Genomic DNA, 19227 nt, shown 5'->3' on the forward strand with positions numbered 1-19227 from the left:
ATGGAAAAAGACACCGCGCGACGCATTGCCGAGCGCTTCATCGAGTTGTCGCCGGACAAGCGTCGTCTGTTCTGGCAGAGGATGAACGAGCAGGGCGTAACGCCAGCGCAGTTACCGATTCTTGCGCGGGCGCGGGTGTCCGAACAAAAACTGCCGGTTTCATACGCTCAGCAGCGGCAATGGTTCTTGTGGCAGCTTGATCGTGAGAGCAGTGCGTATCACGTGGCAGGTGGGCTGTGGCTGACCGGCGAGGTCGATGCGGTTGCGTTGCGCGCGAGTTTTGAAGCAATCGTGGCGCGTCATGAAGTGCTGCGCACACGCTTCGTAGCAAACGAAGCAGGCCGGGTCGAACAACAGATAGATGCACATGCTCAGCTCAACTGGCGCGAAGTTACTTTGCCGGCCACACAGATCAACACGGCTGCGCGCGCACTGGCGAGCGAGCCGTTCGATCTGGCGGCCGGTCCATTGTTGCGTGCCGCCCTGTACCGCAGCGAAGGCGAAGCAGGCCGCAGCCTGCTGGTTCTGTCGCTGCATCACATCGTCTCGGACGGCTGGTCGATACAGGTTCTGCTGGAAGAACTGGTGGAGCATTACCGCGCAGCAGTAATGAGCGAACCGTTGACCGCACATGCGTTGCCCGTGCAATACGCAGACTACGCGGCTTGGCAACGCGAGTGGCTCGAAGCAGGCGAGCAGGAAAAGCAGCTCGCTTACTGGCGCGATACGCTGGGCACGACGCATCCCGTGCTGGCATTACCGACGGACGCACCGCGCCAGGCGCACGCGTCGTACACGGCAGGCCGCCATGGCGTGACGCTGCCGCCCGAACTGGCGCAGGCCGTCCGCGAGCGCGCGCAGCGCAGTTCGACGACACCGTTCATGGTGTTGCTGGCCGCATTCCAGGCGCTGCTGCACCGCTACACAGGCGAGCGCGACATCCGTGTAGGCGTTCCGGTCGCGAACCGCAACCGCGTCGAAACGGAGCCGCTGATCGGCTTCTTCGTCAATACGCAGGTGCTGCGCGCCGAGATCGCCGGCCGCGACACGCTAGGTGAACTGCTCGAGCGTACCCGGCAGGCGACGGTTGGCGCACAGGCGCACCAGGATTTACCGTTCGATGTACTGGTGGATGCGCTGCAGCCGGAGCGCAGTCTGAGCCATAACCCGCTGTTTCAGGTGATGTTCAGTCATCTGCACAGTGACTACCGGGTGCTCGACGCGCTGCCCGGGCTGACTGTCGAATGGTACGAACTGACCGACGGTGCTGCGGCTTTCGAATTAACGCTCAATATCGTCGAGGCCTCCGACGGGAATTTATCGGCACAACTGATTTATGCGAGGGATCTGTTCAATAAAGAGACGATCGAACGTTTCGGCCGTCACTATGTGAAGGTGCTGAGCGGGTTGGCAGAGAATCCCGCCCAGGCGCTCATAGACATTGAGTTATCAGATCCCGCGGAGTGCCAGCCATCGCAATTCCTGGCGCACCGGGTTGACGTGGCCGCTGGCATGCCGCTAGTGCACCGGTCATTCGAAATGCATGTAGAGGCGCAGCCCGATGCAGTGGCCTTGCTGTGTGGCGACGTGCAACTCAGCTACAGCGAATTGAACGAGCGCGCCAACCGGCTCGCCGCACGTCTGATCCACGAGGGTGTTGGACCGGAGGTTCGGGTCGGCTTTGCAATGGCACGTTCGCCTGAGATGCTGGTTGCGCAGCTCGCGATCCTGAAAGCGGGCGGCGTCTATGTGCCGCTCGATCTGGCGTATCCGGCAGAGCGCCTCGCTTACATGATCGACCATAGCGGTATCGAACTGCTGCTCGTGCAGACGCATCGGGCGTCCGTCGCGCACCTGCCTGTATCCGGCGCGGGACGGATGCTCGATCTCGATACCCTCGATGTCTCGAACGAACCTGCGGGGAATCCGCTGCTCACGCCGCATGCCGACAATCTCGCGTACGTCGTCTACACATCCGGCTCGACCGGGCGGCCGAAGGGCGTCGCGGTTGCACACGGAGCACTTGCGGCGCATTGCCATGCCGTCGGGAAATGCTACGGCATGAGTGCCGCGGACCGCCTTCTGCATTTTGCTTCGGTCAGTTTCGACGCTGCCGCAGAGCAGTTCCTCGTGCCCCTGATGAACGGGGCGGCAATCGTACTACGCGACGACGAGGTGTGGTCGGCGCAGCGGCTCGTCCACGAGATTCGCTCGAAGAACGTCTCAGTGCTCTATCTGCCGCCTGCGTATCTCGACGCGTTTGCCCGGGTCACGGAGACCGGCGCGGTGAGCCTGCGGGCCTGCATCGCGGGCGGCGAAGCATGGTCGAGGGCGGGCTTCGAGGCAGTGCGCACGCACCTGAATCCGCAGCGGATTTACAACGCCTACGGGCCATCGGAAACCGTGGTGACACCGACGCTCTGGCAGCCTGACGCCGACGCCCGGTTCGACAGCGCGTACGCACCGATTGGCCGGCCAGTCGGCGAGCGCAGCGCCTGGGTTCTCGACGCGCAGATGAACCGGGTACCGTCAGGTCTGCCTGGCGAGTTATATCTGGGTGGCACCGGTATGGCGCGCGGCTATCTGGGCCGGCCGGGACTGACGGCCGAACGCTTCGTGCCCGATCCGTTTTCCGGCGACCCGGGCGCGCGGCTCTACAGGACCGGCGATCTGGTGCGCTGGCGCAGCGACGGCGAGCTGGAGTACATCGGACGCATCGATCATCAGGTCAAGGTGCGCGGTTTTCGTATCGAGCTGGGGGAAGTGGAAGCGCAATTGCGCGCCCAGCCCGGTGTGCGCGACGCCGTGGTGGACGCGCAGGAGGGACCGGGTGGCACGCGGCTGGTGGGCTATGTGAGCGGGCTACCGGGCTACTCGCTGGATACGGCCGCGCTGCGCGCGGGACTGGCCGCGACGCTGCCCGACTACATGGTGCCCAGCGTCGTGATGGTGCTCGACGCGTTGCCGCTCAACGCGAACGGCAAGGTGGACCGGCATGCATTGCCTACCCCCACGCAAGCATGCGCGCCGGCGAACGACGACGCTCCGCAGGGCACTGTCGAAGAGCGCCTGGCGGATATCTGGGCACAGTTGCTGCGGCGTGAGCGGATCGGGCGTCATGAGAATTTCTTCGAGCTGGGCGGCGATTCGATCATGGGACTGCAGATCGTTGCGCGTGCGCGTCAGGCCGGACTTCTTTTGACCGCCCGGCAGATCTTCGAACAGCAGACGATTGCGCAACTCGCGGCCTGCGCAGTCGCTCCAGACGAAGCGCTGCCGGACGACCGCAATGCATCCACCACAATAGATCCGCAAGCACCGGCTCCGTTGCTGCCGATTCAGGCGCGTTTTTTTGCGGAGCCGCTGCCGGAACGTCATCATTGGAACCAGGCGGTGTTGCTGCGCCTCGATGAGGCCGTCGACACCGATCGTCTCGAACAGGCATTGCACGCTGTCGTCGCACATCATGATTCGTTGCGTCTGCGCTTCGTGCCGTGCGAGCCGGCGCAATCGGACGGCTTTAGCTGGCGTCAGCAATACGCGCCCGTGGAGTCAGCGCCCATGCTGCAGGTTGAGAGCAGCGTGCGTACATCCGCCATCGAGACACTCTGCGACGCCGCGCAGCGCACGCTTGATCTGACACGCGGGCCGCTGTTGCGAGCACTTGCCATGCGTATCGAGGACGGCAGTTGGCGTCTGTTCATCGCGATCCATCACCTCGTCATCGATACCGTGTCGTGGCGCATCCTGCTCGATGATCTGCGGCGCGCATACACGCAACTGGTTGCGGGCGAGGCAGTGTCGTTGCCCGCGCGTACCACCTCGTATCAGGCGTTCGCCCGCCAGTTGCAGCACGCTGCACGTCAGCCGGAGATTGAACGATACAGCGCCAGGTGGCAGGCGCTGGCCGATGTTCCGGTCGCGCTGCCCGCGGGTTCGATAGGCGATAGTGGCGGCGTCGGGCCACAATCCTTTGCTCCAGTCAGCTCCACCGTGCGCTTCGACGCTGCCACGACGGGCCGCTTGATGCGCGATGCGTCGGTGGCCTATCGAACCCAGCTCGCCGATCTGTTGCTATTGGCAAGCGGTCGTGCCTTGTGTCGCTTCGCCAAACGGGACGTGTTGCGTATCGATCTCGAAGGACATGGCCGTGAGACACATTTCGGCGCGGCAGACCTGAGCCGCACCACGGGCTGGTTCACGGCGGTCTATCCATTCCGGCTCGACCCTAGTGGCGAGATCGGCGCTGCGTTAAAGCGCGTGAAGGAAGCGCGCCGTGAAGTACCGCACGGCGGAATGAGCTTCGGTATGCTTAAATATCTGGGAACTCCAGAACAACGTGCGGCGCTATCGGAAGTCGGTCATGCAGAGGTGCTGTTCAACTACCTCGGTCAGTTCGACGGCACGCTCGCTGGCGACGGTGGCTGGCAACTGGCGAGCGAAGGCACCGGCCACACGCACGACGAACGCAGTGGCAGTACGCACGCGCTCGAAATCGCAGGCCAGGTGCACGGTGGCGAGTTGTCGTTGACGCTACTGCACGCACGTGGCGACCGTTACGATGCGAGCACGCTCGACACGCTCGCGGAAGATATTCGTCGTGAACTGCTGGCGGTGCTCGCGCATTGTGAAAGCGGTGCGTGCGGCCTGACGCCATCGGATGTTCCGATCGCCATGCTCGATCAGGCGCAGCTCGACAACTTGCCGGTGGGCGCCGGCGAAATCGCAGACCTGTATCCGCTGGCGCCGATGCAGACGGGCATTGTGTTTCACAGTCTGCTGGGGCAGCAGTCCGGCGCGTATGTGAACCAGTTGCGTGTCGACATCGAACGACTTGACTGCGTGCGCTTTCAGGCAGCGTGGGAATCGGCTGCTGCGCGCCATGACATTCTGCGCACTGGCTTTCTTTCGTTTGAGGATGCGCCTCGCCAGTGGGTGGCGCGCCACATCGAGCTACCGTTCTTCATCGAAGACTGGCGCGATGCGCAAGAGCCAGAGCTTGCAACGCGGCTGGATGCCTATGCGGCCGCGCAGGTCGAGAGCGGTTTCGATCTGGGCCGTCCACCGTTGTGGCGCGTGACGCTGATCCGTACGGCCGCATCGCGTTATCACTTCGTCTGGACCTTTCATCACGCGCTGCTCGACGGCTGGAGTGCCGCGCAATTGCTCGCGGAAGTTCTGGGTGAGTATGAAGGCCGCAAGCAGGTTGGGCCGCCCGGACGTTATCGCGAGTTTATCGCGTGGCTGCAGTCCCGCGATCAGAATGCAAGTGAGGCGTGGTGGCGAGCGCAGACCGGCCGCCTCGACGGTTCGACGTTGCTGGCTAGCGCGTTGCCGAAGCCAGAGGCCGTGGACGCTGCCGCCGCAGCGACCAGCCGGGCCGATTCACCCGAGTCGACCAGCACTATACGCGCGGAGTCACATGCTTCAACGTTGCGGATCTGGGATGCCGAGCACACCGCACAGCTAAGCGCTTTCGCGAAAGCACAGCACGTAACGCTGAACACTTTGGTGCAGGCGGCCTGGCTCCTGTTGCTTCAGCGTTACACGGGGCAGCGCACGGTAAGCTTCGGGGCGACCGTCGCCGGTCGCCCCGAAGCGTTGGCCAGTGCGCACCGCACCCTCGGTCTGTTCATCAATACGATCCCAGTGATCGCCGTGCCGCAACCTTCGCTGAGCGTCGGTGCATGGCTCGAACAGATTCAGCAGCACGGCGTAGCGGCACGCGAACACGAGCACGTCGCACTGTACGACATCCAGCGCTGGGCGAAACTGGAAGGCGGGCAGGCGTTGTTCGACAGCATCGTCGTGTTCGAGAACTATCCGGTCGACGAGATCCTTGAAGCAGCGACATCGCGTGAGTTGCAGTTCTCCGGGCTGCGTAGCGAGGATCGCACGAGTTATCCGCTGACACTGTCGGTTACCCACGGACGACACGCACAACATAGCGGCGCGCAACGGGACGGCGAGACTTTGCGGATCGAATTCGCCTACACGTGTAGCGCTTTCGATGCGTCGCAGGTCGAACATCTGGCGTCGCACCTGGTAGCGCTAATCGACGCGTTCGTTGCGAATCCGGCGGCTCCGCTCGGTGCGCTGACAATGTTGCCTGATGCCGAATTCGCGCAATTGCGGCAACGGGGAGCGGGCGGCAGGCTTGAGCAGGCACCGCTGGTGCACGAACGCATCAGCCGTCAGGTAGCCATGCGGGGCGCCGGGCAGGCGCTTATGCTCGACGGCGAATCGCTCGACTATGCGACGCTCGAACGCCGTGCCAACCGTCTCGCGCATCGTCTGCGCGCGGCCGGCGTCGGGGCGGAATCGCGTGTCGGCATTGCGCTTGAGCGCTCGTTCGAGATGATCATCGCGGTGCTTGCCGTGCTGAAGGCGAGCGGCGCTTATGTGCCGCTCGATCCGTCCTACCCGGCCGAGCGGCTCGCGTTCATGATCGAGGATAGCGGGATCAAGCTGGCACTGACTGGCGGGGCGTCCACTGACGCTCTCGCAGAGCTTGGCGTAGCCAGCATCGACGTGCAGCAGGCGTCGGCGCTGGCGGGTGCCCGTCCTGAGGATGAGGAGATGGACCGCGCTCCTGCGTGCACCGTATCGCGCGACAACCTCGCCTACGTGATCTATACCTCAGGCTCGACCGGCCGCCCGAAAGGCGTCGGGATTACGCATGGTGCGCTTGCTCAGCATACCCAGGTATCGATCGATCTGTTCGGTGTCACTTCGAGCGACCGCGTCCTGCAGTTCTCTACGTTCAATTTCGATGGCTTTGTCGAACAGGTGTTTGCGACGCTGAGCGCAGGCGCTGCATTGATCCTGCGTGGACCGCAGCTATGGAGCAGCGAGCGCTTTCTCGATGAGGTCGAACAACAACGCATCACGGTTGCCGATCTCACCACTGCCTACTGGAACGCACTGGCCCAGGACTTCGCCAGTAATCCGCGTGCACGCGTCGCTTGTGCGAGCCTGCGCAGGGTGCATGCCGGCGGCGAGGCGATGCCGGCTGACGGCGTACTCGCCTGGCGCACGGCGGGCCTCGCACACGTTGAGCTCGCGAACACCTACGGGCCGAGTGAGGCTACGGTCACGGCGAGCGCATTCGATTGCTCGCCCTATCTGCGCACAGGTGTTGAGATCCCGCCGCATATTTCGATTGGGGGTCCGCTCGACGGCCGTTCGCTGCAGGTCCTTGATGCACAGCTTAATCCCGTGCCGGTCGGCGTGGCCGGCGAGTTGTGCATCGGCGGCACGCTGCTGGCACGTGGCTACCATGGACGCCCAGGCTTGACGGCGGAACGTTTCATCGCCGATCCTCATGCGGCGTCCCCTGGTGGCCGGTTGTATCGAACTGGCGATGTGGTGCGCTGGAACGCTCGTGGCACGCTCGACTATCTGGGCCGCATCGATCATCAGGTGAAGGTGCGCGGCTTCCGCATCGAACTCGGCGAGATCGAATCGGCGCTATTGTGTCAGCGTGAAGTGCGCGAGGCAGTGGCGGTGGTGCGCGAAGGCGCGGGCGGCGCGCGCGTGCTGGCCTATGTCGCAGCGGTGCCGGGCGCGCAACTCGACGTTCGCGCGTTACGCGCCGGCCTCGCTGCTACGCTGCCGGACTACATGGTGCCGTCAGCGGTGATCGTGCTCGACGCGTTGCCGCTGAACCCGAATGGCAAGATCGACCGGCTCGCGCTGCCCATGCCCGGTTCGCATGAGCTGATGCAGGCAGACGCGGAACCGGCCGACCCGCCACAAGGCCAGCTTGAAGAGGCGCTTGCCGCGATCTGGGCCAGTGTCCTCGAGGTACAGCAGGTAGGCCGTAGCGATCGCTTCTTCGAACTCGGCGGCCACTCGCTGGCGGCGATGCAGGTGCAGTCGGCAATCCGGAGTACGTTAGGCATCGAAGCGCAATTGGCGGATCTGATGAACAATCAGCCGCTGTATCACCTCGCGCAGACGCTCGCGTCCGCGAACCGGGTGGCGCAGGACGATGATGCAATGGCGGCTGAAATGCAGGACATTCTCGCGGAGCTATGACGGTGGCCTCGCATCTGACTGGCAACGCATTGACCGATACGCTGGACGTTTTCAACTACTTCAAAACAAGGTTTTCATGTCCCTGCTACTGACCCTGGTCCGGCAATCCCGCTGGATTCTACTGCTCGCGCTGATAACGAGTGTTGTCGGCGGTCTGAGCAATGCCGCGCTCATCGCGATCATCAATCAGGCGCTCGGCGCTTCGGCCGACCAGTTGTCGGAGCTTGGCTGGCGCTTTCTGCTGCTGGCGCTCGCCGTGCTCGTCACGCGAACGCTGTCGCAGACCTTCTTCGTGCGGCTCGGCCAGGCAACCAAAGCGGCGCTACGCATGAGGACGATCCGCAGCGTTACTGAGGCTTCCTATCAGAACCTCGAACGCCAGGGCGGCGCAAAGGCGTTGACGGTACTGACGCAGGATCTCGACACTATCGTCGTGTTCTTCCTGAGCGTGCCGACACTCGCGATGAACACTTCGATTGTGCTGGGCTGTCTCGCGTATCTGGGCTATCTGTCGTGGCAAATCCTGCTGTTTGCGCTGGTGACGATCCTGATCGGATCGCTGGGATTTCATCTGGCCAATACACGTGCCATGTTTCATCTGCGCAGTTCGCGTCAGCGGGAAGATGATCTGGTGGGCGACTTCCGCTCGCTCTTCGATGGGGCAAAAGAACTCAAACTACATCGCCGCCGCAGACAAGCGTTCGTCGACGACTCGCTCGCTACGAGTGTCGAGGCGGTGCGCGTGCAGCGCACGCACGGCTATGTGCTGTACACGGCTGCCGCGAGCTGGGGCAGCATGATTTTCCTCGCCTTCATCGGCTGCGTGCTGTTTCTGCTGACACGCATCTATCCGGTGCAAGGACATGTGCTGTCGGGCTACGTGGTGATCTTCCTCTACATGAGCACGGCAATCGAGAGCCTGCTGTCGTCGATTCCCTCGCTGGGTTCGGCGAAGGTGGCGCTAGAACGTGTCGACAAGGTGAACCGCGACCTTCCTCGTGAGAACGTGCTGCCCGCAGAATCGGCTCGCGCGTTCGATAGCATCGCGCTGAAGGGTGTCACGCACCGCTATTTCCGCGAGAAAGAAAACGAGGTGTTCACGCTCGGGCCGGTTAGCCTGGCGTTCAAACCGGGCGAGCTGGTGTACCTGATTGGCGGCAACGGCAGCGGCAAGACGACGCTTGCGAAGATGCTGGTGGGCCTCTATGCGCCGGAAGGCGGTGAAATCCTGCTGAATGGCCAGGCGGTCGGCGAGGCCGAGCGCGACATCTACCGTCAGCATTTTTCAGTCGTTTTCAACGATTTCTTCCTGTTCGACCAGTTGCATGGCCTGCATCTGGAGGGGCTGGACGCTCATGCACAGGAGCTGCTCGAACTGCTGCATCTGGAGCATAAGGTGACGATTCGCGACGGCAAGCTGTCGACGATCAATCTGTCGCAGGGGCAGCGCAAACGTCTCGCGCTAATGGTTGCGTATCTCGAGGACCGTCCGTTCTATGTGTTCGACGAGTGGGCCGCAGATCAGGATCCGACCTTCAAGGATGTGTTTTATCGCCGCCTGCTGCCGGATCTCAAGGTCAAAGGCAAAACCGTTCTGGTGATCACCCATGACGATCGCTACTTTGGACTCGCGGATCGCTATATCAAGCTCGATTACGGCCAGGTTGTGGAGGAAGGTGCTGGCGCTGATCTCGTCCATCAGCCGGTAAGGTCGGCGGTGGAGTGAGATCGCGGGGCCAGCAGAAGGCCGGACAACGGCGCTGCTGGCTATGCGGGCTCACTGACCGATGTAAGAATATAGTTGTATTACGAGTCGATATTTTTCTTCATGATGTTAAGCGTATGCGGAATCACCACATTCGGGTTTTCCTTACGTATATAAAATATTAAAATTAAAACAAATAGTTACGTCATTTCTCCCTAAGCAGCGACATCTGCTGCTCACCTCAAGTTGCTTGACATCATTGCCTGTGGTTCGGTATGTTCGCTTACGGATAGTTTCTGGGACAGTAAAGTTGTCAGGGCGCTAATCCGCGAAAAATCCCAAATAACAGGATTTTAGTGAGTTAGCGCGTTCAATTTGGTGCGGTTGTCAGTCAAATGTCGCGCCGTGGATGTCGCTCGAAGCGACGACTCGGCCTCCGGCTCAGTGCGACTTCAACCCACGCTTTGAACGCTAGCGCCCGTCCGCACGAACACAAGCTCACACAGCAAAGAAAGCTTCATCGGTCCCAGCCTGCGACATCCGAACGCGCTTTCCGACAGGAGACCAGGGTTCGAAACACGTGATAAGGATAACTTATCGTCATGAACGGCATTTCTGGAGATGCGTGACGACGAGAGCGATAACTGGGTGCCGGGATGGCAGCCGGACAATTTCGTGCGGCATGACATGCCGCCATAACTCCAACGACAACAAAGGATGATCAGATGAAACGCTACAAGGAAGCCGGGTTTGTACTCGCTGGCATGACGGCCATGCTTGCGACAGGGACGGTGTTTGCGCAAAGCAGCGTCACGCTGTACGGGATTGTGGACACGGGGGTGGGTTACCTGAGCAGCCAGGCTCCGTCGACTGGCGCGACCAAGGGTGGACAATCGGTGGTCAAGCTGGTTGAAGGGGTGTGGGGTGGCGAGCGCTTCGGCTTCAAGGGCGTTGAGGACCTGGGCGGCGGCACCAGGGCGATCTTTCAGCTCGAAGAGGGTTTCAATGCCGACACCGGCGCATTGAGCAAGGCCGGCCTGATGTTTAGCCGCGCTTCCTGGGTGGGCCTGACCAACGATACCTACGGTACGTTCACGGCAGGGCGCCAGTACACGCCTTACTACAACATGCTCGCGCAATACGGTCCGACGCCGTGGCTGACAGGTGCCTTCGGCGCCCATCCGGGCGACCTCGACGCGCTCGATACCGATTATCGCGTCAACAATGCCCTCGTCTACACGTCGCCGTCATTCGCCGGGTTGAAGATAAGCGGCATGTACGCGTTGGGCGGAGTAGCGGGCGCCTTCAATTCGGGCGCATCGTGGAGCGTCGGTGCGCAATACGTGGCTGGCGGCGCGGGCATAGGCGTCGGCTTTGCGCGCTTTGACAATGCAACGAGCGGCGGTGGTGCCTGGAGCTCGAGTTCGACCGCCTACTCGGGCACCGGCGAACAGGGTGAATCGAGCATCACGAACGGCTATCAGAACGCGGCAGCGCAGCAACGCTTCGCTGTGACCGGCGGCTATCAGTTCAATCCGCAATGGGATGTTTCGGCATCCTATTCGAATGTGCAATATATCGTGGGTCCGAACTCAGGCTTCTCGACGACCGCGATCTTCAACACGGGCGGCGCGGTTCTCCATTACCGGCCGGTGGTGTCGTGGGATCTGGCCGTTGGCTACAGCTACACGCGTGCTACCCAGGCCAACGGTGTCCAGGACGCCGCGAGTTATCAGCAGATCAACCTGACCGAGCTCTATAACCTTTCCAAGAGAACTCGCATCTATGTGCTGGAGGCGTTCCAGCGGGCTAACGGCCAGACGATCGATAACGGCAAGGTGGTTACCGCGACGGCGGCCATCGCTGAGCAATCTGCTGCGTCGTCCCGTAGCCAGTTCGGCGCGACTATCGGTATCAATCACCAGTTCTGATAGGGCATTGTTGCACCGTCGAGGACCTATCGTTTGAGGATTTTTGCAGGATGAAAATCCCGCAAAAATCCTCTGAACGCGAACAGAACCCGCCTCGCCGGGTTCTGTTGCACTCCTCGGCCTTCTGGCTTTACGCGTCGATTTCGGGGCCACGCGATTTTTCCTGCACATCGCGAAACCAGATTTCCGCACGGGACCGGTCGACCACCCATGAGTGCGACCGCGGCGTGTTGAGTTCACGCTCGATGAACCGGCTCCCCCACTCGACTGCGTCTCTAATCGCTTCCGCTTCAGTCCGCCATTCGGGTTGAACGGTCATGGGACGATGTTCGACAACTTTTCCCGCGCTATCTTTCAGGCTCACGCTTGTGACCCAGGCGCCGAACTTGTTGGTCTCAGGGGATATAACGATTTCATATCCGCCGTAAGAAACGGTGCTCTCTGCCATCGTGTTCTCCTTTTACGTTCCTGATTGAAACCCGTTTGCGGTTGCGCGGTTGCTTCTCGCTGACCGAGCCCAATCATGCCACTTCCGCGTGTTCGTGACATGCTCATGGCATTCGTCGTCGGTATAGGCATTGCGGCCGCATGCTTTCGGCGCGATGATGGTCGTTCATGTGACGAAATCGCGAAACGCGGATCACGCTGCGTTCCGTCTATTGCCGTAAGGGAGAACACCATGCCGGATCAATCAGGTGGCTTGAGTGAGGCGTTTATCGCGCAACAACGCACGCGTCTCGAGGCGCTGCGTCGGCAATTGCTCGGTACAGAAGAGGGCACGATTGCCGATGAGCGTGCGTCCCAGGAGGAGCACGGCGACGAGGCCGAAGAATTCGAGGACGACGCGCAAGGAATGGCGCAGGATGAAATCAACCAGTCGCTGCGTAACACGAATGACCTGCGCATCGGCGACATCGAGCGTGCCCTGCAGAAGATCGATGAGGGCACCTACGGCTTTTCGGACAAAAGCGGCGACCCGATTCCGAAAGGCCGGCTAGAGGTGATGCCGGAGGCGATCTATACGGTTGAGGAACAGGGGCGCCGGGAGGCCGGCAACTGAGTCGTGGCGCAGGAGGTTGACTTGCCACTCTAGTGCGCCGGGTTCAAACCTTCGCACCCCGAAACGAGTGCGTCGAGCAGGTGACGCACCGCCGGAACCATGCCTCGGCGCGTGGGGAAGATCGCATGCACGAGACCCGGCGTGCTGGCCAGACCTGGCAGCAGGTGCTGCAGGCGGCCTGCCTGAATATCGGCCTCGACCTGCTCCCTCGGCAGCATGGCCACCCCGACACCTGATATCGCCGCGACCCGGAGGCTGGCCAGGTCGTCGGTGGCGAGGCGCGGTCGATGCGCCCATGATGTCGCGTGTCCCTCGGCGTCGACGAGGTCCCAGACAAACCGCCCGCCGCTGCTGGCCATGGAAACGGTGGGCCATTCCTTCACCGATTCGATCGAACTGGGCGCCGGATAGCGCGCCGCCAAGGCCGGACTGGCAACCAGAATGCGGATCGACAGTCCCAACTGGCGCACCGCGAGATCGGTGTTCTCCAACGGCGGAAGCCTGACCCGGATCGCAAAGTCCAGGCCTTCCTCGACGACATCTACGCGGCGGTTGGTTGCATCCAGCAGAACCTGGACATCAGGATTCTCCTCGACGTATCGCGCGATGATCGTGGAGATGCCGGACTCAAGCAAGGCGACGGGGCAGGCGATGCGGACGGTGCCCTGCGGCCTGGCGCGCGTGCGGTCCACGATATCTTTGGCAGCGTTGGCTTCCGCTACGAGCGCGAGGCAATGCTGGTGGAACTGCCGCCCCGTTTCCGTCAAAGACAGGCTCCGGCTGGTGCGATTGAGCAGGCGGACGCCAAGTTCTTCTTCCAGAGCACGAATGCGCCGGCTGAGCTTCGACGTCTGCAGGCCGAGGTTGCGCGCGGCCGCCGTGTAGCTGCCGTGCTCGACCACCTCTGCGAAGAGCCGAAGATCGTTGAGGTCGGTGATCGCATTCATAGGCACAAGCTCGCTTTTATCGTTCTATCCTGGGCAACGATGCATTCCAATACAGGAGATATGCACGGGTTCGTTGCAAATATAGCATGTGCCTCATCAACTGTACCCGCGCCGAAACCGGCCGGTCATACAGGCGGCCTGCACCGCATTCGCGGTGGCGGGAAACGGAGGCGGACATGCTCACACACAGGCGTTGGGAATCATTGGACAGGGCGGACCACGGCTGGCTGCGTGCGAAACACCATTTCGCGGTCAGCGCCGACGGCAATCCTGCGCATGCTCCCCTGGGACCCCTGATTGTCTGGAACGACGACGAGATCGCCGCTGGCAGCGGGTTTCCGATGCACGGACATCGTGACATGGAGATCATCACCTACGTGCGTCAGGGGCTGCTCGGGCATCGGGACACGTTGGGATCCGAGGGAGTGATCAACGCAGGCGATGTCCAGGTCATGAGCGCAGGCAAGGGAATACGCCACGCCGAGTTCAATCGGGGCGAGGTGCCGCTCAAGCTCTATCAGATCTGGCTGCGACCTCGTGAAAGCGGTGGAGAACCAGCGTGGGATACGAAGCCTTTCCCAAAAGGCGACCGATCCGGGCGCTTCGTAGTCCTTGCCAGCGGGTTTGGCGGCGACGAAGGTGCGCTTCCCATTCGAGCCGATGCGCGTGTACTTGGCGCGCTGCTTAAGGCAGGCGAAAGCGTTCGATACGAATTGGCGCCAGCGCGTCGCGCCTATCTCGTGGTGGCGTCGGGGCGCATCGAAGTGAACGGCGAGCCGGTTGGACCGCTTGACGGTGTGGCGATTACGACGATCGCCACGGCGCAGATTTCAGCACTTGAAGATTCAGAACTGGTGATGGTGGACGCCGGCTGATTCCCTTTCTTGTCATCCACCTCCGTAATTTAATTTAGGAGATCGTAATGGAACGCTTTAAATTTCTTCCGCTGTTGGGCCGCATCCTGATTGGTGGGCCGTTTGTCATGAGTGGTCTCGGCAAGCTTGCGGCGTACGGTGCGACAGTTGGTTATATCGCAGCCATGGGTCTGCCAGTACCGCCTCTCGCGTTCGTTCTTGCCGTGCTGACCGAACTGGGCGGCGGTTTGCTGCTGCTGTCGGGCTACCGCGCCCGTGTTGTGTCAGTGGCAATGGCGGTGTTCTGTGTGGTCACGGCGCTTTTCTTCCACCACAACTGGGCAGACCAAAACCAGATGATTCACTTCCTCAAGAACGTGATGATGGCTGGCGGCCTCCTGCAGATCACTTACTTCGGTGCGGGCGCGTTCAGCCTGGATGCCCGGCTCGGACGCATCGCTTCACGTCTTTCGCCTCTGAACGCAAGCTAGGCCTGCCATGCAAACTACTGCCCATACCTCCGGCCCGCTGAGGGCCGGAAGAGCGATAGTCACACGGACAGCCGGCCGGCAACACGGTGCCGTCAAGCGGCTGGTCAGTCCGTCCGACCTTGGAGAAGTGTTGAAGCCGTTTGTCTTTCTCGACTATTTCGATAGCTCGGTGGAAGCCAACATGCGCTTTTCCATGCATCCCCATTCGGGCCTCGCCACGACGACCGTGCTGCTGGAAGGTGAAGTTGAGTATGAAGACACGACAGGCGCGTCGGGGATCATGCCGGCTGGCAGCGTCGAGTGGATGAACGCGGGGCGAGGCGTGTGGCACGATGGTCGCGCCCGAGGCGATGGACCGGTGCGCGGCTTTCAACTGTGGGTCGCGTTGCCGCCCGAGATCGAACTAGGCGAGCCCCGTAGCCAGTATTTGTCGGTGAGCGAAGTGCCTCGCATCGGTCCGGCGCGCGTTGTCCTGGGTCGTTATGGAAACGCCGAAAGCCCGGTAGCCGCACCGGCAGGCATCAACTATCTGTTCGTGCGGCTTGCGGCTGGAGAGCGTTGGGAATACACGCCACCGGCTGGTCACGAGGTCGCCTGGGTTTGTGTACAGCGTGGCGCACTGCGCATTGCAGATGAATCCGTCGCCGACGAGCTCGTTGTGTTTGACGAGTCCGAAGACGTCCTGGCATTCACTGCCGATGAAGACACAGAGTTCGTCCTCGGCTCCGCGATCCCTCATCCGCACGATCTCGTGCTTGGCTATTACTCGGTTCATACGTCGTCGGAAACGTTGCGTGCGGGTGAGGCCAGGATCAGGGAGATCGGGGTACAACTGCGTCGCAGCGGGCGCATCGGATAGTCCGCTTAAAGCGGTTTGCGGTTCAGGCAGTGTGCGAAGACTCTTTCGGGAACACCTCATGCAAAACGTCCATGTTGGTAACGCCGCCATTCCGGCGATCGGCTTCGGCACTTACGGAATGAGCGCTGCGGAGATCTATCGACTGATCCCCGCAGCGCTTCGTGCCGGCTTCCGCCATATCGATACCGCGCAAATCTACGGTAACGAAGGCGAAATCGGCGACTGCGTCGCAGCGTCCGGCATCCCAAGAAGCGAAATCTTTCTGACGACCAAGGTCTGGGTGAGCAATTATGCAGTGAGAAACTTCGAAGCGTCAGTGAACGAGAGCCTCCGAAGGCTCAAGACAGACTATATCGATCTGCTTTTGCTGCACTGGCCGGGATCGAACGTACCGCTGGCGGAACAGATCGCGGGCCTCAATGCAGTCGCGCGCGCCGGCAAGGTTCGACACATCGGCGTGAGCAATTTCAATCGCGCATTGATGGCGGAATCTGTGCGGCTCTCTGCGGTTCCTCTCGTGACGAACCAGTTCGAATATCACCCGTATCTGAACCAGTCCTTGCTGATTGAAAGCACGTTGCAGGCGGGGCTTGCCGTGACGGGATACTGCGGCATGGCGATTGGCCGTGTGTTCTTGGAGCCAACGCTTGAGGAGATCGCGGCCCGTTACGACAAAACCATCGCTCAGATAGTCTTGCGGTGGCTTGTACAACAGCGCGGAGTTGTCGCGCTTTCGAGGACCGCCAAGCTTGAGCGGCTGGCGCAGAACCTCGCGGTATTCGACTTCGAACTGGAGAGCGAGGATATGACGGCAATACATTCGTTGGCGACGGCGGACAGCCGGATCGTCAATCCACCTGGGCTTGCGCCAAAGTGGGACAGAACAAGCGGCTGATTACGCGTGCCCTCGATACCCCTGCGCTTGAAGTGACTTACGGGCGATTCGCATCTCTCAGATACGTTGATGAGGCGATCAGATGAACGCACGTGTCAGCATTCGCGTCCGATCTTGATCGTCAGTTCGTCTTCCTCGACCATTTCTCCGAAGCCCGTCGGCACCATAACGAGAGGATGGTCGATTGCGTCGTGGCTGTCCGCCAGCGCGAAGGCTTCGAGGATTATCTTCTGCACGTCCTGGCGCATCATGGTTACTTCAAACGGCAGATGCACAGCAAAAGGATCCCAGTCGAAGCAACCGACCACCGTGGATTGCCAGGCCTCGCGCGGCAATTTCGACGCGAATTGAACCAGGCCCTCGAACGCGGTGATCGAATTCATCAGTAATCCTGTGGGAAGTCTGCCGAGACTTTCATAACGGCTCGCCAGCGCGCGCCGCGAAGACGACGCGCCGTATCCGAAGCATTCCACGGCATCTGCCGCGGGGCTGATCCCGCGAGCCTCGAACGCGTCGCGGTAGCCGGCAATGCGCATTTCGGTCGCATATTCGTCCACGATGCCACCCAGAAAAAGTAGTTCGCCGGGCGAACTGCCGGCGGCGATCATCTTCTCCATCAGGGCCTCTGTCAGCGCCCGCGCGCCGCCGCGATTGTCCGACACCACCGATGGTGCACCTGGGCCGGGCAGGTCGACGTTGATGCATGGAATACCTGCCGCCGAGCACAGTGCGTCAAGAGGCGTGGGATTGCGCACGCCGACGATGAACAGCAACTCCACCTGCTGCGAGATGAGCGTCTCCGTCACGCTCATTTCTACCGCCGGGTCGCGTTGGGTACTGACCACGATTGGACACAGCCCACGGCTCCTCGCATGCTCCTCGAAGTTCTCCGCGAGCCCCGCAAAAAAGCGGTTGCGATAGTGCGGAAGGATCATGCCGGCCAGTCCCGAGCGAGACAGGCGCAGTCCGCGCGCTTTCATGTTCACGTTGTAGCCAAGTTGCGCGGCGCTCGCGAGGATCCGGTTGGCGGTTTCTTCCTTGATGCGATAGCGAGCCCAGGTGCCGTTCAGCACCATGCTCACCGCTGACGTCGAAGAACCCGTCGCTTTGGCGATGTCATAAATAGTCGACTTACGTCCTGAACTGCTGCGGGCCATCTGCCTTTTACTCCCAAAGCACCATCGTTCATGTTGTGCAGACGGTAGACCTTCTGCCACCGGAAGCCATATTAGGGTATCTACCCGATTGACCCCCTCGCTGAATGGATTCAGCATTTGCTCACCGATTTGCTGAATGGATTCAGCAAACTTTGCTGAGGTTAGCGGATCGGCTCATTTCCATTACCTATCCGGGCGTTTGGCGAAGCTTGCCGAGGTCCAACGGAGGAGACATGTCAAAGAACTTCGTGCGCACACTGTGCGCAGGCATCGCCGCGTTTGCACTCGCGACAGGCCTGGCTTCGGCGTCGCCCGACAAGCCAGTCATCGGCATCGTCGTGAAGATTGGCGGCATCCCATGGTTCAACGCCATGGAGGCGGGGATCAAGAAACGCGCGGATCAACTGGGCGTCAAGGCGTTTATGGTTGGCCCGACCAGCGCGGACCCGGCGTTGCAGGTCCGGGCGATCGAGGATCTGATTGCGCAGCACGTCGATGTGATCGGCGTGGTGCCGAACGATGCCAAGGTACTGGAGCCCGTCCTGCAGCGGGCGCGAGCCGCGGGCATCAAGGTCATTACGCATGAGTCTCCGAACCAGGAGAATACGGATTGGGACTTCGAACTGGCCTCGGTCAAAGGCTTCGGCGAAGCGTATGGCAAGCGCCTCGCCACCGCCATGGGCGGCAAAGGAGAGTACGCGGTCTTCGTCGGTTCGCTCACCGTGCCGTTGCACAACGCATGGGCCGACGCCGCGATTGCTTATCTAAAGGCCAATGATCCGGACATGAAGCTGGTCGGCGACCGCTATGGCGTGGCCGAGAACGTCGACGCATCGCGCCAGACGGCGCTTGATCTGATGCGGGCTCATCCCGATCTGAAGGGCATTCTGGCGTTCGGCAGCCAGGGGCCGATCGGAGCGGCTCGCGCTGTCGACGAAACGCATAAGAAAGGCCAGGTCGTGGTGCTAGGACCGTTCTCGCCGGGACAAGGCAAGCGTCTCGTGCATGACGGCATCCTGACCGGCGGCTACATGTGGAATCCGGAGCTGGCGGGTGAGGTATTCGTCACACTCGGCACGATGGTCGCGAAGGGTGAACCGATCAAGGACGGCACGAACATCCCGGGTCTGGGCGTCGTGCATCCGCAGGGTCACGATCTGATCGTCGACCAGCTGGTGGATCTCAATGCCAGTACCGTTGACGATCTCGCGAAGTTAGGTCTCTGAAGCGACCTTGGTTGCCTGTCAGTCGCATTGGAGCATTCCCATGATTTCAGCGGCCTCAAAGG

General features: G+C 61.3%; 12 protein-coding genes. 9 read left to right on the forward strand and 3 right to left on the reverse strand.

What is annotated here, in order from left to right; genetic code table 11:
• From BUS06_RS27050 to BUS06_RS27060, 3 genes are all read left to right on the forward strand, one after another.
• Complete coding sequence (locus BUS06_RS27050) at positions 1-8040, forward strand: non-ribosomal peptide synthetase (protein ID WP_074267460.1); 8040 nt, start codon at positions 1-3, stop codon at positions 8038-8040.
• Positions 8041-8116: 76 nt separating this feature from the next.
• A complete protein-coding gene (locus BUS06_RS27055) occupies positions 8117-9766 on the forward strand; it encodes a cyclic peptide export ABC transporter (protein WP_074267461.1) in 1650 nt (549 codons plus the stop codon).
• A gap of 704 nt (positions 9767-10470) precedes the next feature.
• Positions 10471-11676 (forward strand): porin, encoded by a 1206-nt coding sequence (locus tag BUS06_RS27060; RefSeq protein WP_074267462.1) that lies wholly within the window; start codon positions 10471-10473, stop codon positions 11674-11676.
• 130 nt (positions 11677-11806) lie between these two features.
• Here the strand turns inward: BUS06_RS27060 and BUS06_RS27065 are convergent, their stop codons facing one another.
• Positions 11807-12124, reverse strand: coding sequence for a DUF6566 family protein (locus tag BUS06_RS27065; protein WP_074267463.1), 318 nt, complete (start codon positions 12122-12124; stop codon positions 11807-11809).
• 105 nt (positions 12125-12229) lie between these two features.
• Here BUS06_RS27065 and BUS06_RS27070 point away from each other — a divergent pair, with 105 nt between their 5' ends.
• Entirely contained in the window at positions 12230-12736 is a 507-nt protein-coding gene (locus BUS06_RS27070) for a TraR/DksA family transcriptional regulator (protein WP_254368975.1), read from the forward strand.
• Between the two features lie 29 nt (positions 12737-12765).
• On the opposite strand, the gene BUS06_RS27075 is transcribed toward BUS06_RS27070, so the two are convergent.
• Positions 12766-13683, reverse strand: coding sequence for a LysR substrate-binding domain-containing protein (locus BUS06_RS27075; RefSeq protein ID WP_074267465.1), 918 nt, complete (start codon positions 13681-13683; stop codon positions 12766-12768).
• 176 nt (positions 13684-13859) lie between these two features.
• Between BUS06_RS27075 and BUS06_RS27080 the strand changes: the two genes are divergently transcribed.
• From BUS06_RS27080 to BUS06_RS27095, 4 genes are read left to right on the forward strand one after another with little or no spacing between them, the layout of a single operon-like run.
• Positions 13860-14558, forward strand: a complete 699-nt coding sequence (locus tag BUS06_RS27080) for a pirin family protein (protein WP_074267466.1) — start codon at positions 13860-13862, stop codon at positions 14556-14558.
• A 47-nt stretch (positions 14559-14605) separates the two neighbouring features.
• Entirely contained in the window at positions 14606-15028 is a 423-nt protein-coding gene (locus BUS06_RS27085) for a DoxX family protein (protein ID WP_074267467.1), read from the forward strand.
• Between the two features lie 7 nt (positions 15029-15035).
• Positions 15036-15887 (forward strand): pirin family protein, encoded by an 852-nt coding sequence (locus BUS06_RS27090; RefSeq protein WP_074267468.1) that lies wholly within the window; start codon positions 15036-15038, stop codon positions 15885-15887.
• A 58-nt stretch (positions 15888-15945) separates the two neighbouring features.
• The gene (locus tag BUS06_RS27095) at positions 15946-16782 is read left to right on the forward strand and encodes an aldo/keto reductase (protein WP_074267469.1); all 837 of its coding nucleotides are present in this window, start codon (positions 15946-15948) and stop codon (positions 16780-16782) included.
• A 95-nt stretch (positions 16783-16877) separates the two neighbouring features.
• Here BUS06_RS27095 and BUS06_RS27100 read toward each other — a convergent pair whose 3' ends face one another.
• The gene (locus BUS06_RS27100; protein WP_254368976.1) at positions 16878-18056 is read right to left on the reverse strand and encodes a LacI family DNA-binding transcriptional regulator; all 1179 of its coding nucleotides are present in this window, start codon (positions 18054-18056) and stop codon (positions 16878-16880) included.
• Positions 18057-18172: 116 nt separating this feature from the next.
• Between BUS06_RS27100 and BUS06_RS27105 the strand changes: the two genes are divergently transcribed.
• The gene (locus BUS06_RS27105; protein ID WP_074267471.1) at positions 18173-19165 is read left to right on the forward strand and encodes a substrate-binding domain-containing protein; all 993 of its coding nucleotides are present in this window, start codon (positions 18173-18175) and stop codon (positions 19163-19165) included.
• Positions 19166-19227 lie beyond the last annotated feature (62 nt).

This window comes from Paraburkholderia phenazinium, assembly GCF_900141745.1.
GTDB lineage: Bacteria > Pseudomonadota > Gammaproteobacteria > Burkholderiales > Burkholderiaceae > Paraburkholderia > Paraburkholderia phenazinium_B.